The organism is Candidatus Diapherotrites archaeon (assembly GCA_016205145.1).
Lineage (GTDB): Archaea > Iainarchaeota > Iainarchaeia > Iainarchaeales > JACQJH01 > JACQJH01.
The window spans coordinates 350,986-364,363 of sequence record JACQJH010000002.1 but is presented as its reverse complement, the minus strand read 5'-3'; the positions used below and the strand labels follow the sequence as shown (position 1 = coordinate 364,363).

13 protein-coding genes and 2 tRNA genes are annotated in these 13,378 nt (G+C 52.2%); 9 read left to right on the top strand and 6 right to left on the bottom strand.

Annotated elements, in window-relative coordinates; translation table 11 throughout:
- Position 1: 1 nt before the first annotated feature.
- The 5 genes from gatA (at position 2) to HY394_05020 (ending at position 5,232) form a co-directional block, all read left to right on the top strand.
- Positions 2-1,459 carry an Asp-tRNA(Asn)/Glu-tRNA(Gln) amidotransferase subunit GatA gene (gene gatA / locus HY394_05040; GenBank protein MBI4053372.1) on the top strand — a complete coding sequence of 486 codons (1,458 nt, stop codon included), beginning with the start codon at positions 2-4 and terminating at the stop codon, positions 1,457-1,459.
- A complete protein-coding gene (locus tag HY394_05035; protein MBI4053371.1) occupies positions 1,456-2,238 on the top strand; it encodes an inositol monophosphatase in 783 nt (260 codons plus the stop codon). The genes gatA and HY394_05035 overlap by 4 nt, the downstream gene beginning before the upstream one ends.
- 3 nt (positions 2,239-2,241) lie before the next feature.
- Entirely contained in the window at positions 2,242-4,098 is a 1,857-nt protein-coding gene (gene gatB / locus HY394_05030; protein ID MBI4053370.1) for an Asp-tRNA(Asn)/Glu-tRNA(Gln) amidotransferase subunit GatB, read from the top strand.
- A gap of 247 nt (positions 4,099-4,345) precedes the next feature.
- Positions 4,346-4,684: a hypothetical protein gene (locus HY394_05025; protein ID MBI4053369.1), complete on the top strand. Its 339-nt coding sequence runs from the start codon at positions 4,346-4,348 to the stop codon at positions 4,682-4,684.
- A gap of 5 nt (positions 4,685-4,689) precedes the next feature.
- A complete protein-coding gene (locus tag HY394_05020; protein MBI4053368.1) occupies positions 4,690-5,232 on the top strand; it encodes a winged helix-turn-helix transcriptional regulator in 543 nt (180 codons plus the stop codon).
- 25 nt (positions 5,233-5,257) lie between these two features.
- Here the strand turns inward: HY394_05020 and HY394_05015 are convergent, their stop codons facing one another.
- The 3 genes from HY394_05015 to HY394_05005 all read right to left on the bottom strand — a co-directional run bounded on the left by HY394_05015 (position 5,258) and on the right by HY394_05005 (position 7,050).
- Positions 5,258-5,893, bottom strand: coding sequence for a hypothetical protein (locus HY394_05015; protein ID MBI4053367.1), 636 nt, complete (start codon positions 5,891-5,893; stop codon positions 5,258-5,260).
- 15 nt (positions 5,894-5,908) lie between these two features.
- Positions 5,909-6,916 carry a hypothetical protein gene (locus HY394_05010; protein ID MBI4053366.1) on the bottom strand — a complete coding sequence of 336 codons (1,008 nt, stop codon included), beginning with the start codon at positions 6,914-6,916 and terminating at the stop codon, positions 5,909-5,911.
- 60 nt (positions 6,917-6,976) lie between these two features.
- Positions 6,977-7,050: transfer RNA gene (locus HY394_05005), tRNA-Ile, on the bottom strand.
- Between the two features lie 86 nt (positions 7,051-7,136).
- Here HY394_05005 and HY394_05000 point away from each other — a divergent pair.
- From HY394_05000 to HY394_04990, 3 genes are all read left to right on the top strand, one after another.
- Positions 7,137-7,209, top strand: a tRNA-Gln gene (locus tag HY394_05000).
- A gap of 79 nt (positions 7,210-7,288) precedes the next feature.
- Positions 7,289-7,828 (top strand): hypothetical protein, encoded by a 540-nt coding sequence (locus HY394_04995; protein MBI4053365.1) that lies wholly within the window; start codon positions 7,289-7,291, stop codon positions 7,826-7,828.
- A gap of 61 nt (positions 7,829-7,889) precedes the next feature.
- Entirely contained in the window at positions 7,890-8,111 is a 222-nt protein-coding gene (locus HY394_04990) for a hypothetical protein (GenBank protein ID MBI4053364.1), read from the top strand.
- Between the two features lie 32 nt (positions 8,112-8,143).
- On the opposite strand, the gene HY394_04985 is transcribed toward HY394_04990, so the two are convergent.
- Complete coding sequence (locus HY394_04985) at positions 8,144-9,079, bottom strand: LamG domain-containing protein (GenBank protein ID MBI4053363.1); 936 nt, start codon at positions 9,077-9,079, stop codon at positions 8,144-8,146.
- Between the two features lie 62 nt (positions 9,080-9,141).
- Between HY394_04985 and HY394_04980 the strand changes: the two genes are divergently transcribed.
- A complete protein-coding gene (locus HY394_04980) occupies positions 9,142-10,452 on the top strand; it encodes an amino acid permease (protein ID MBI4053362.1) in 1,311 nt (436 codons plus the stop codon).
- An 8-nt stretch (positions 10,453-10,460) separates the two neighbouring features.
- On the opposite strand, the gene HY394_04975 is transcribed toward HY394_04980, so the two are convergent.
- Both HY394_04975 and gatE read right to left on the bottom strand, forming a co-directional pair.
- Complete coding sequence (locus HY394_04975) at positions 10,461-11,489, bottom strand: bifunctional phosphoglucose/phosphomannose isomerase (GenBank protein ID MBI4053361.1); 1,029 nt, start codon at positions 11,487-11,489, stop codon at positions 10,461-10,463.
- Positions 11,476-13,365: a Glu-tRNA(Gln) amidotransferase subunit GatE gene (gatE, locus tag HY394_04970; GenBank protein MBI4053360.1), complete on the bottom strand. Its 1,890-nt coding sequence runs from the start codon at positions 13,363-13,365 to the stop codon at positions 11,476-11,478. Before gatE ends, HY394_04975 begins: the two co-directional genes overlap by 14 nt.
- Positions 13,366-13,378 lie beyond the last annotated feature (13 nt).

Genomic DNA, 13,378 nt, shown 5'->3' with positions numbered 1-13,378 from the left:
CGTGGTGCGATTGAAAACAAGGAAACCGCAGTCCGCAAGGGAATTCGTTTCAGACGCTTTGCGTGGCAATGTTTCGGTTGAAGAGCACACGCACAAAATCCTCGAAGAAATAAAAAAATCGAACAAAAAATTCCGCCATTTCTGCGTTGTCTCCGAAAAAGAGGCTTTGGAGCAGGCAAAACTGCTTGACAAGGCGCGAAAGGATGGCGGGGCCAAAGGAAAGCTTTTCGGCCTGCCGGTTTCAGTGAAGGACTGCCTGTGCGTGAAAGGCGTTGAGACTAGGGCGGGGAGCCGCATTCTTTCCGGCTACAAGCCGTTGTTTGACGCGGCCTGCATTGCGCGGGCGAAAGTTGAAGGCGCAGTCATAATCGGTAAGACCGTGCAGGACGAATTCGGTTTCGGCACTTTCAGCGTGAACACAGGCCTCGGCTTTGAAGTTCCAAAAAACCCTTTTGACGAAACGCGGTCGTGCGGCGGAAGCAGCGGCGGAAGCGGAGGCTTCACTGCCCTGACAGAGCATGCGCACGTTTCAATCGGCGAGAGCACGGGCGGCAGCATTGAGGCACCGGCTTCATTCAACGGCGTTGTCGGCTTTTGCCCTACCTATGGCAGGGTTTCAAGGTACGGCCTGCTGGATTATGCGAATTCGCTTGACAAAATCGGCCCCATGGCGAAAACCGTCGAAGACGCCGCGCTGATGCTTGAATGCATTGCGGGCCACGACAAAAACGATTCGACTTCGCTGAACGAGCCCGCGGAAAATTTTTTGGCTGCCGCCGGAAAAAGCGTGAAGGGATTGAAGGTAGGGCTTGTGAAGGAATTTTTCGGAAAAGGCATTGACGAAAAAGTCAAATCCGTTGTCATGCAGGGCGTTGACCGGCTGAAGGAAAACGGCGCGAAAGTGGGCGAGGTTTCACTGCCGTTGAACTCGGAGTTCGGAGTTTCCACGTATTACCTGATTGCGGTTTCCGAGGCCTCGACCAACCTCGCAAAATACTGCGGCATCCGCTACGGCTGCCAGGAAAGCCTTGAAGGCAACTTCGACGAATATTTTTCGAAAGTGCGGAGCAAACATTTTGGAGAAGAGGCAAAGCGCCGCATAATCCTTGGAACGTTTGCCAGGATGTCCGGCTACCGCGATGCTTATTACCTCAAGGCGATGAAGGTGCGCACCAGACTGATTGCGGAATTCAAGAAATCCTTCAAGGAATTCGACGCACTGCTCTGCCCTACAATGCCGGTAATTGCGCCCAAGTTTTCTGAAATCGAAAAATTGTCTCCGATGCAAAACTATGCCATGGACCTGTGCACGGTTCCCGCGAATCTGGCCGGCATACCGCACGTTTCCGTCAATGCCGGATTCTCAAATGGCCTGCCGGTCGGCATGATGCTCATGGCAAATCACCTGCAGGAAAAAACGCTTTTCAGCCTTGCTTCAAGCGCGGAGGCGGTAAAGTGACTTATACAACTGAAATGAAAACCGCGCTGAAGGCGGCGAAGGAAGCTGGAAAGATCGTGAAAAATTTTTTTGGAAACGCGGTGTCGCGCATGAAGACCGAAAAGGAGATAGTCACCGAGGCAGACCTTGAGGCTGAAAAGAAAATAATGTCCGTAATAAAAAAGGATTTTCCGCATGCGGTTTTCTGTGCAGAAGAGTTTTCATCAAAGCACGACGATTTTTCCGGCAAAGTTTGGGTTGTGGATCCGATTGACGGCACGCACAATTTTTCGCGCGGTTTTGAACATCATTGCATTTGCGTCGCGCTTGTTGAAGCGTACCGGCCGGTTTTGGGTGTGGTGCTCGCGCCCCAGCTTGGAAAGGTTTTCACGGCGGAAAAGGGGAAAGGCGCTTTTTTGAATTCGAAAAAGATTTTTGTGTCGGAAATTTCGCGCATGGGCGATGCATTTGCCCGCACGGGTTTTCCGGGAAGGCGCTACGGAAAGCCGTTACAGAACACTGAAAATTTTCGCAGATTCAATTCGGAGGTTGCATCATTGCATGTGCTTGGCTCCGCGGCCTTGGACATCTGCAGTGTAGGGGAAGGGAAAAGCGAGTTTTTCTGGTGCTTCGGCCTCAAGCCGTGGGACATCTGCGCGGCCGCCGTCATTGTGCGGGAAGCCGGCGGAAAGGTCTTGAACGAAAAAGGATTGGAGTGGAAGCCTGGCGACAGCTTTGTTTTCGCGTCGAACGGGAAAGTCACTGAAGCGTTTTACAAAAAATTTGACCTGAAGGGATGATTTATGCAAGGGCAGAAGCAGGGCGCATGGGTGAAAGGCTGGCTTGAAGGCAAAGGCCTGCAGTTCAGGTTTTTGGAGCACGCGCCCGCCAGGAAACCGGTTGACAGTGCGCGTGTCAGGGGCGTGCAGCTCAGGCAGATTGCCAAGACCCTGCTGTACATCGTGGACGGAAAGCCGTTGCTGGTTGTCCTGTCCGGTGACCGGAGCGTTGACGAGAAAAGGCTGGTGCAAATCGCGAATGCAAAGCTTGTCCGGCTTGCAAGTTCCGAGGAAGTCGAAAAGCACACCGGCTGCGTTGTAGGCCTCGTCCCGCCCGTGATTGATGGCGTGAAAAAAATTTTCGACAAACCATTGTTTTCAAACAATGAGATAAGCTTCAATGCCGGAATTGAAACCGCGGGCATAATAATTGCGCCGCAAAAACTGCTCAATGCAGTTGACAATTATTCGGTTGAACAGGTTTCCGGGCCCGCGCCAGTCATGGGCCTAGAAGTGCACGTGCAGCTGGACACGCAGTCAAAGCTTTTCTGCGGCTGTTCCACTGCCGAAGCTGAGCCGAATTCGCATTGCTGTGAAACCTGTCTTGGCATGCCGGGCAGCAAGCCGGTCCTGAACAGGAAAGCCGTCGACTTTGCATTGAAGCTTTGCCTTGCACTGGGCTGCAGGGTCAACAATGAATTTTTTTTCAGCCGCAAGACATACTTTTATCCCGACCTGGCGAAGGACTACCAGATAACGCAGTTCGAGATTCCGGTCGGGGAGAACGGCAGTGTAAAGCTGCCATCCGGCAAAACCATCCGCATAAGGCGCATCCACCTGGAAGAGGATCCCGCGGCATTGGTGCACGAGGGCGGCATTCACGGCTCGGCCTATTCCCTTATCGACTACAACCGTTCCGGCATTCCGCTGTGCGAGATTGTCACGGAACCGGATTTCGGAAAGCCGGAGGAAACGCGCGAATTCCTGGACGAACTGCTCAAAATGCTCGAATACCTGGAAGTTTTCGAGCAGGGAAAGAACACTTTGAAAGTCGATTCGAACGCCTCAATCGAGGGTTCCGAGCGCGTCGAAGTCAAGAACATTTCCGGCTTCCGGTTTGTCGAAAAGGCCCTAGAATTCGAGATTGCGAGGCAGAGAAAGGTTCTGTCAGCGGGGAAAAAAGTTGAAAGGGAAACAAGGTCGTTTGACGAGAAAGGCCTTGTGACGAAAAGGCTGAGGCTGAAGGAAACCGAGGACGACTACGGCTATATTTTTGATTCCGACCTGGTCAAAACCGTTGTTTTGGAAGCGGAACTGCATGAAATCAAGAAAGGCCTGCCGGAACTGCATTCCAATAAGGCGGGGCGCTTCGGCAGGGAATTCGGATTGGACGATTATACGGCAAAAGTGCTTTCATCCGACGCAACGCTTGGAAGGCTGTTCGAGGAAACAGCGAAAGGCGTTGAGCCAAAGCTTGCAGCCTCTTTCCTGACTCGCGAGCTTCTTGCAATCGCAAACCGCTCGGGCCTAGACCTGAAGCGGCTGAACCTTGAACCAGCCAAGATTGCGGGGCTACTGCGCCTGCTCGAACAGGGAAAAGTTTCAGAAAAGAACGCCAAGGAAGCGATGATTGCGTACGTCAATGAAAAAGCCGAGCCGCTGGATTTCCTCAAAAAGAACGATTTGCTGAAGGACGCCGGCTCGGGGGATGTTGATGCGGCAATAGCAAGGGTTGTCGCGGCAAACCCTGCCGCCGCGGCAGACTACAAAAATGGCGGGGAAAAGGCCTTGAACTTCCTGGTCGGATTGGCGATGCGCGAACTGCGCGGAAAGGCCGACGCAAAGCAGCTCGGGGAAAAATTCGCCAAACTGCTCAAATAGGCAAATTCCGGTTTTTGTACCAGGGCATAAATTGTACCAAAACTCCTTTATAAGCGCCCGGCAGCCTATATGTATAGGTTGCTTTTTTGGACACCTCACAATCCCAAAAAGGCTGGCTGGAAGGCTTTTTTTCCCTTCCTCCGCCCTTTTCTTTTTTTTGGTTCATTTTATTTGCATCAAAATTGGAATAATTTGTTCCGGAGGATTCCTGATGTTTTTGTCGAAAAGAATTTTGCCGATTGCTTTCATGGTTTTGCTGTCGTCCGCCGCTTTTGCGCAAAGCAAGGCGTGGGACTTCCTGCGGCCGGTGACTCAGCTTGCCCTCGACCTGGAAGTGCCCATCAAATTCGTGGTTTTGCTGTTTTCATCCGCGCTTCTCGCGCTGTCATGGCTTGCGCTGAAAAAAACCGGCTCGAAAAAATTCTTTTTCCTCGCCGGCGCGTTCGGCCTGTTTTCGCTGAAAATCCTGCTCACCCTGGCCGACATTTTCTTCAGCCCGGGCAGGTTCATGTCCGAAACCACGCTGAGCCTTTTTGACTTGTTCATATTGGCTGCGTTGTTTTTCGCGGTGCTCAAAAAGCAGTGACCAAAATGCCGGAACCAGTTGACGAAGGCCAAAAGGCGCTGGAACTGCAAAGCAGGGACAGGCTCTACAAGGCGATAGAGGAAAACCCGGGCCTGCATTTCCGCGAGCTCCAGAGGCGGAGCGGAATGGCAGTCGGCTCACTGCAATACCATTTACAGGTGCTTGAGCGCCACCATCTTGTGCGGATTGAAAAAACCGGCAAGTTCTCAAGGTTTTATTCCGTGAGGGGGCCGCAGCTTGGCGACAAGCAGGTTTTGATGTCGTTCCTCAGGAAGCCGACAGTGCGGAGGATAGTCCTTTTCCTGATTGAAAAGAAGCGCGCGGCAAACGACCAGATTTCCAAAAAATGCGAATTGTCCCCTTCAACAGTTTCATGGCACATGAACGAACTGCTGTCGAAAGGCATTGTCGGCAAGCGCAAGCGCGGCCGCAAAATAGCCTATTTCATTTCAGATCCCGTAGGCACGGCCGAACTCCTCAAAGGCTACAGGGAAAGCTTTGTCGACGAGCTCGTGGACAACTTTGTCCAGGTCTGGGATAATGTTTGACCAATTTTTTTGGCGCAGGTAACCGCTAATTTTCCTTTGCCCTTTTTTCCTTTATTTTGTCCAATTCGCCGAGTAGAAGCATGTTTGATTTTACTTCCTTTTCCTTTTTCGCATAATCGGCGTCCTTTTTCAATGCCTTGAAGCCGACGACAAGGGCTATTGCAATGAAGACAAGGGCGAGAAAGATTATTGTTGCGTACCCTTCGCCGAGATAGCCGCGCAAAACGCTTTTCAGTTTCTCAAAGTTTTCGGTTTCGCCTTTCTGCGAGCGGAACAACGCGCTTTTTTCCTCCGAGGAAATTTCCTTCACCGCAACCTTTCCGTCGGCGAGGTCGAATGGCACAATCAACTCGAAGTTTTTGTTCTCGTCGCTTTCAATTTCCAATAGCACGCTGCCGGGGGAAACGCTTCTCACCTCATAAGTCAGCTTTTTGGTGCCCTGGCCAGGAATCTTCTCAAAGTTGTCGGAAACCTGCCCGTCGAAAAAAAAGCTTATGCGCGCCTGTTCGTCAGAATCCGACTTGTTCAAAAGGATTATTTCGATTTCAAGGTTTTTGGCTTTCAGCTGCGGAGACACTTCGACAACAGAAACCTGCGCGAAGACCGCCGAAAGCAGGACAAGCAATGCAAAAGCGAAAAAAACCGGCTTTGGCAATTTCATCAAAAAAACGCCCTTTTATTTTCTGTGCCTGTGCCTTCTGGGTTTCGGGGTTTCGTCGAGAATCGCCTTGCTTTCCTCTTCGGTTTCATTCTCCGGCTCCAAAGCGGATTTCTGCAGCTGTTCGACAATGTTGTCCGCAATCCTGTCAAACTCGTCCTCGCCCGGATAGCGCTGCTGTTCTTCCTTGAACCTCACAACCTCGCGCAAGGCAAGGCCTTCCTCCAAATCATGCAAATCCCTTTCCGATTCGGGTTTCCTGTCAAGGACTCCCGGCGAAGGCGCAATCCTCTCGCGCCCGCGGATTGCAATGATTTCATGCCTGAATTCGCTTGACTCCAAATCGAAGGGGAAAATCCTGTAATAATTGTTTATGAGCCCAAGCGAAGGCTGGACTTTTCCGGAGCGGATGACGCTGTACAAAAACCAGAACGGCTCCGGAACCCCGGAAGCGCGGTAAAAGCGGTGCCATCTCCTTGCAATGTCGTTGTTTGCCAGGACAAGCCTGCTGCCTTTCGGCAGATAATCCTCTTTCCTGTCGACAATCTCGCCAATCGTGCGCCTGATGACAGCCTTCTCCTTTTTCAGCTGGGGCGGAGATTCAATCAAAACTATAACCCTTGCCTTGTGATGCCTGGGCTTTTTGCCTTTTTTCTTCGCAACAGCTTTTGCAGAAGCTTTAGGCTTTTTTGCCTTGCCCGCCTTGACGCGCCTTTCAACCTTTTTCAGAAACGCCTCCAGCCGAACCGCGGAGGGGGTGCCCCCCTCCCCAGTTCTAGGGAACTCCTGACCCGCCCCCCGCTTTGGAGATGAAGCTTTTTGCGCTATAAGCCTTTTCAAAGTCTCAACCGAATGCTTTGGCGCGGCCCTGGATGAAGATTTTTTTGGCCGGGCTTTTTTCACTTTGGCTTCCTTTGCCTTCTTTTTGCCCGGTTTTTTTGCGGAAAGCCTCAGCTCAAGCCTTTTGCCATAATCCTTGACGCTGAGGTTGTCGACAACGTAAGCCTTCTTTTTGGATTCCGCCATGCAAACCACAAGCTGAAAAAAATAGGGCGAACTATTATTTATTTGCACAGGTTCTGGGCTTGGGAGTGGGCGGATTTGGACCGCCGACCGCCCGATTATCAGTCGGGTGCTCCACCAGGCTAAGCTACACTCCCATTGTCCGCAGGAAATAATCCCCCATAATTAACTTATAAAAGCTATCTTCCAGACAATCTTTTTAAGCGAATTTGGAGCGTTTAGAAGCCCTGTAGTCTAGCGGCCAAGGATGTCGGGCTTTGGACCCGAAGACGGGAGTTCGAATCTCTCCAGGGCTAATCTGGAAAAATTCTTAAATACGGTTTTGCAGGTTTTGTATTCATGCATTTTTCTCGAAACGCTTTTGCCTTTTTTGCGTTGGCTCTTGTTTTGGCTTTGCTGTTGTCCGGCTGCGCGCAGGGCCAGAAAGCGGCTGAAAAATCCGGCAGTGATTCTGGGCAGGCGCAGGCGCCCGCAGCGGAAAAGCCGGCAATCCAGGAAAACGTTTCGCCCGAAGCGGGGGCACAGGAACAGCCTGTTGTTGAAGATGCGATGCCCGCGCCGGAAAGCGGAACTGGCGGCGATGAAACCGTCGTGCAGGAACCTGTTGCAGTGGAACAGCCCGCGCCTGAAACAAAGGAGTTTTCAATTCTCGCCGACGACCACAGGTTTGACCCTTCAACCATTAGCGTGAGCAGGGGCGAGACTGTAAAGATAACTTTCAATTTCAATGACGAGGACATATACTACGGCGGGCTTGACATCAAAAGCGATTATTTTTCGGTGAAATACCGGAAAAGCGATGCGCAAAAATCGCAGTCGGTTGAATTCGTAGCGGACAAGGCATTCACTTTCACGAGCTATTGGCCTTCTTCGGGCGTGAAAAAGGCTTCCGGCAAAGTTGAAGTTTCGGAATGAGTTTTCGCCTTTGCATGCGCAATAATTAAAAATCCTGAATGCGTTTTCTTTTCCGGTTAGCATGGGTCTGCTTGGAAAACTTTTCGGCAAAAAGCCGGATGGCGCGGAAGAGAAAAAGCCTGCTGGCAATGAAGCCAATGCTGAAAGCGGTGATGGCGGGGGCAAGTACAATGAAACCTGTTCCTTGTGCGGCGGCTCCGGCTCGGACAAGAAGTGGATGGGCCAGTATTGGCACAAGAAGTGTTTGCGCTCGATGAAAAAGGGCGCGCGCAAGATGGTGTGATTGCAGTTTTTTTTTGCCTTGGGCGTTGTCCGCTATTTGTTGAAGTGGTTGTAAATCTGCCTTATTTCGGTTTCAATGAGCGGGCGCCTGTAAATCTGGAGTTCGTCTATTTCGCCTTCGACTCTTCCTTTTATGCCTAATGTCTGGGCATTGAACGGGCCGCTGTTGTAGAGGTTTGTGGTGTATCCTACGAACATTTCGTTGTTGACCTGGCCTTCAGGGTGCGTTTGCCCCGGATCGGATAGTTTTCGTCCCTGGCTTGAAGTGTCGCCTTCGGCAATCTTTTCGTTGTTGAGGTAGACAACCATTTTTCCGCCCGAACCGTATTTCCATGTGGCGGCAATGAAATTCCACTGGTTCGGCTTTATTTTCGCGGGGTCGGCGAAAAGCCTGTAATCCGAATCGTCGGAGGTTTCAAGGCCGAAAACAATTTTCTCCACCGCTGTCACGTCATTGTTCGAACTGCTTTTTGACAGGTAAAAGTATTTTCCGCCTTTGCTCAAATCGAAAAAAGTGTGCGCTTTCCCGTCAAGGGGGTTCCACGCCGGCTTGAAAAACATTAGTACGGTTCCGCCTTCCAATTGGAAGTTTCCGGCAGTATTGTACGCCAGGATTGTGGCGTGCGCGTCATCAACAACAAGGCCCTTTCCCGTTATGCCGGGCACGTAGGTTGTTCCGGCTGACTGGCCTGGAAAAACAGGGTTTTTGTCGAAATCCGCGCATTCCAGCGAATCATCGAACTCGCAGTGGTATATGAGCCCCTGGAATGTCGGCGTGCCGAATTCGCCTGTGGCCAGGGCCCTGAGCGGCGCGCTCGCGTCTGCCAGCTCCTGCTCCGAGCTTTCGGTTTTTTCCTTTCCCATCTGTGCCGCGCCGGACAGCAGTATTATTGCGATTGCAGCGAGAAGGACGGCCGCGCCGATAAGCAGTAAATATTCAAGCGAGCCCTGCCCGGATTCGGAGCGCATATTTAATATCTGTTGAGTGTTTTTATTATTAAGCTGGATTGCTTTTTTTTGCCGGTGGCATTATGGTCAACAAGTTGTGCAGGGACGCAAGGCTTTCACGCCAACTCGGCCTTTTGTCCCTGACTTTGATGGGCGTCGGCGTCATTCTGGGCGCGGGCATTTACGTGCTCATCGGCAAGGCCGCGGCTTTGGCGGGCGACGGCCTTTGGGTTTCCTTTGTCATAGCCGCGATTGTGGCAGGCTTAACCGGCTTGAGCTATTCCGAGCTTTCCTCGATGTTCCCGAAATCCGGGGCCGAATTCGAGTATGTAAGGCATGCGTTTTCGCGCAGGTTCGGCTTTCTTGCCGGCTGGATGACGGCTATTGCGGGCATTGTGTCAATTGCGGCAGTTGCCCTGGGCTTCGGCGGCTACTTTGAAAGCGTTTTCGGCTTTCCGGCTTTTCAGGCAGCGTTTTTGATAATCATTTTCGGCTGCCTTGTCCTGTTGTTTGGCGTGAAGTTTTCCATGCGCATCGGCATAACCCTGACCTTGCTTGAGGTCCTGGGCCTGCTTGCGATAATCGCCATCTCACTGCCTTTTTTCGGGAACGTTAAAATCATTCCATCCGAGCCTGTGGCGGGCGGCATTTTGTCCGGTGCGGCCCTGGTCTTTTTCGCTTTCCTGGGATTTGAGGAAATAACGCGCATGAGCGAGGAGGCGAAAAACCCGCGCAAAAACGTTCCAAGGGCCCTGCTGCTTGCAATCGTGATAAGCACTGTCATCTACATTCTGGTCGCATTTTCGGCCTTGGGCGTCCTGGGCGCGCATGGCCTTGCCGAGTCAAAGGCTCCGCTGGCGGACGTGGCCGCAAAGGCTTATGGTGCCAATGCTTTCGGAGTAATCGGCTTGCTCGCGCTTTTGTCGACCGGCAGCACTGTACTGCTTTTGATGCTGTCGCTTTCGCGCCTTGTTTTCGGCATGGCGAAGGGCAGCGCTTTGCCGGAACAATTGTGCATGGTCAGCAAGAAGGCGCAGGTGCCGTGGCTTTCCGTTTTCCTTGTCACGGGCCTGGCCTGGATGTCAATTTTTTCAGGTGACATAAAATTCATCGCCGAAACAACGGATTTCCTGCTGTTCGCGGTCTTCATAATAGTCAACTTTTCCGTCATCTGGCTCAGGTTTTCAAGGCCGGACCTTGAAAGGGGCTTCAGGATACCGATTTCAATTTTCAATGTCCCGGTTCTGCCGCTGTTTGGAATAATCGCCTCGCTTGCATTGATGGCGAGCCTCAGGCTTGAAGTAATGCTTGCCGGCTTCGCGGCAATCGCCGCGGGCGCGGCATACTACCATTTTTTCGCACAGCACAGGAACTTCCATTTCAGGCTGCACTAAGGAACTGTTCAGAAAAAGCCTTTTTCCTTGATGCTTTTTTTCAGGAAAGAGATGTTTTCAACCGGCGTGGGGTCCAAGCCGTTGAGCAGGGCAAGGTAATATGACGCGTAATCGCCGATGAGCATGAGCGAAATTTTCCTTTCAAGGCTGGTTTCGCCTCCGCCGAGAACCTCTTCCACAAGGCTTTTTTTTGCGCAAATCCGTCTGGTGAGGTCAAGCCTTTCCTTCATGCGCGCGTTCTCATTTCCGGAGCGGAGCAGAACAAAGCACAGTTTTTCCTCGAAAGGCATGTATCCCACGATTTCATTGTGGTTGAGTTCCGGCAGGACAGCCCAATGCGAGAACGTCTTGGAGTTTTCCGCGAGCTGGGTGTGCCACCGGTATGCAATCGGTTCAAGGCATTCGCTTGAATAGATTGCCGGAATTTTTTTGAAAAGCTTTTTGCCGATTTCCTGTCCGCGCGTCCTGAACAGTTCCCTTTTCTTCCCGGCCAGGGCGATTGCTTTTTCCGCGTCAGGGCCGAAGTTTGCTATGCCGAGGTTTTCAAGCACTGCAAGCAAGGCGAAAAGCGTGTAGCCGGTCGCGGTTCTCGGCGGAAACCCTCCGGGCACGGTTACATTGTGCCGGTTTTCCTTTGCGAGCAGGCCGCCTGAGGTTATGCCGATCACTTCGATGCCCTTTTCCTTCGCGTCTTTTGCGCAGGCAAGCGTTTCCTCAGTGTTGCCGGAATAGCTTAAAGCTATTGCGAGCGAATTTTTGTCCGCAAAAGCCGGCAGGGAATACGTTCCGGCCAGGAATGCGGGAATGGGGCATTTTTTTTCCAGCAGGCTTTTGGCAATCATGCCCGCTATTCCCGATCCGCCCATTCCGAGGAAAAATATTTTGCCGAATTTTTTTCCGGCCAGCGCTTCCGGCGCCCCGAAGCGTTTTCCAAGCATCCAGCCATCCATTGCCTGTTCCGGAAAACCGTCAAGCTTTGCAAGCATTGCGCTCTTGTCGAATTTCCGCGCAAGCTTTTCGAAATCAGGTTCCGGCATTTTTCCGCAGCTCCCTTTTCAACGCCTCTGAAATGTCCTTTCCGGACGCTTTTCCGCCAAGCTCTTTCATAGCGTCGCCCATGAGCGCGGCGAACGCGCCGGTTCCCTTTTCCTTGATGAGCAAGGCATTCCGTTCAACAATCCTTTTGACCGCTTCCTCTATTTCTTTGTTTCCCGCTTTGCCGTCCGCCTTTTCCCTGACCGCGCCATCGAGGCTTTTGCCCTGCAGCACGCTTCGGGCGGTTTCAAGCAGATCGTCTTTCAGGATTTTTCCGGATTTTTCCGCCGACAAAATTTTTTCAATCGTTTCATTTGAAATGCCGTCGACGGAAAGGCCTTCGCGCCTCAGCTGTGTCAGGCCTTCGAGCAGGAACACTGCCGCGGTTGTTGCATTGAAGCCTTTTTTCAGCAATGATTCGAAAAAGGCCGCGAAATTGTCAAGCCCCATTTCGTTCGCAAGCTTGCCGCTCAGGCCGCGCTTTTTGTAAAGGTCCAGGCGCTCTTCAACCGTCAATGGCAGGTCTTTTTCAAGTTCTTTCAGCAATTTTTTGTCAACTCGGACAGGCGCAATGTCCGTTTCAGGATACATCCTTGCGGCGCCCGGCAGAGGCCTGCTGTAGGAAGTGTTCCCGTCATCCAATGCGTTGCGCGTTTCTTCGGGCACGCCTTTCAGCGCCTGAACGCACCTTTCCGAAACAGCCTGCAAGGCGGAAACGCATTTTTCCTTTTGGCCGACCACGAATGCGAATGCGTCGTGTTCGGAACAGCCAAGCGTTCTCCTTATTTCCGAAACCTCTTCGTGCGAAATGCCGTAAGCGGGCAATTCGTCGGAATGCATCAGGCCATGCAACCCAGCTTTCGCCTTGACATGGTCTGACAGTTCCGTGCCGAACCTGCGGTTCGGCTGCAGTTCCATTCCCGGCAGGCCCACCATTTTCGGGAACCTGATTGCAAGAATGCTTTCGCCTTTTTCAAGGCTTTTTTTCAGCAGCCCCGAATTGGTTCCGGCAAAAATAGGCGTGATGTCCTCAGGGGGAAGCGCAAAATCCTCTTCGGAAACGCCGAGCATCAGGAGTTGTTCGCGCAGTTCGATGAGATTCTGCTGGCGCAGGATTTCCCTTCGCACGAATTCGTCCATCAAATCAAGGTTCTGCACTCCCTTGATTTCAACCCTCGCCCCTTCGGCAATCGAAATGTTCAGGTCCTGTCTAATCGTGCCGAGGCCGCGCCTCGCCTTGCACGTCCTGCGGAAAAGCTCGCCGATCTTCAATGCGGCTTCCCTGGCCTCTTCCGGCGACTTTATGCCTGGCTCCGTGGCAAGCTCTATCAAGGGAATGCCGAGCCTGTCGAGCCTGTAAAAAACCTCGCTGCCGGTTTTCTGCGACGGCCTGCAGGCATCCTCCTCCAAAGCAATGGTCTGGATGCCGAGCTCCTTGTTTTTCAGTTTCAATTTTCCGCCCAGGGAAACGAGCATCGTGCGCTGGAAACCGGAAGTGTTCGAGCCGTCAATCACGGTTTTGCGCATGACAATGACCTCGTCAAGAATGTCCGCGCCAGCCATGATGCAGATTTTCAAAACCGTTTCAAGCGCATCCTTGTCCGCGGCTTTCGGCGGCTCGTCGTCAAGCTCTATGAGGCAGGTCGTGTCGTTGTAGCCCTCGTAAACGAATTCGAGGTTTTTCCTGAATGCCTCCAATGCGGCCAGGTCGAATTCGCCGAGTTCTGATGCGACCGGCCTCAGCTTCCTTCTCACGGAAAAATCGGGCTTGTAGTCCCTGAGCACCGACGGGCACCTGCAGAACAGCTTTCCTGTGTCAAGCTGCTGATGCACTTCGAGGCCGCATTTCAGGCCGGGGTTCTGCAAATCAGTTTCCATCGGCAAACCAGAA

Bases quoted from the DNA above. Each gene is read 5' to 3' on its own strand.
- gatB (MBI4053370.1), top strand. From the start codon at position 2,242: ATGCAAGGGCAGAAGCAGGGCGCATGGGTGAAAGGCTGGCTTGAAGGC.
- HY394_05025 (MBI4053369.1), top strand. From the start codon at position 4,346: ATGGTTTTGCTGTCGTCCGCCGCTTTTGCGCAAAGCAAGGCGTGGGAC.
- HY394_05020 (MBI4053368.1), top strand. From the start codon at position 4,690: ATGCCGGAACCAGTTGACGAAGGCCAAAAGGCGCTGGAACTGCAAAGC.
- HY394_05015 (MBI4053367.1), bottom strand. From the start codon at position 5,893: ATGAAATTGCCAAAGCCGGTTTTTTTCGCTTTTGCATTGCTTGTCCTG.
- HY394_05010 (MBI4053366.1), bottom strand. From the start codon at position 6,916: ATGGCGGAATCCAAAAAGAAGGCTTACGTTGTCGACAACCTCAGCGTC.
- HY394_04990 (MBI4053364.1), top strand. From the start codon at position 7,890: ATGGGTCTGCTTGGAAAACTTTTCGGCAAAAAGCCGGATGGCGCGGAA.
- HY394_04985 (MBI4053363.1), bottom strand. From the start codon at position 9,079: ATGCGCTCCGAATCCGGGCAGGGCTCGCTTGAATATTTACTGCTTATC.
- HY394_04980 (MBI4053362.1), top strand. From the start codon at position 9,142: ATGGTCAACAAGTTGTGCAGGGACGCAAGGCTTTCACGCCAACTCGGC.
- HY394_04975 (MBI4053361.1), bottom strand. From the start codon at position 11,489: ATGCCGGAACCTGATTTCGAAAAGCTTGCGCGGAAATTCGACAAGAGC.
- gatE (MBI4053360.1), bottom strand. From the start codon at position 13,365: ATGGAAACTGATTTGCAGAACCCCGGCCTGAAATGCGGCCTCGAAGTG.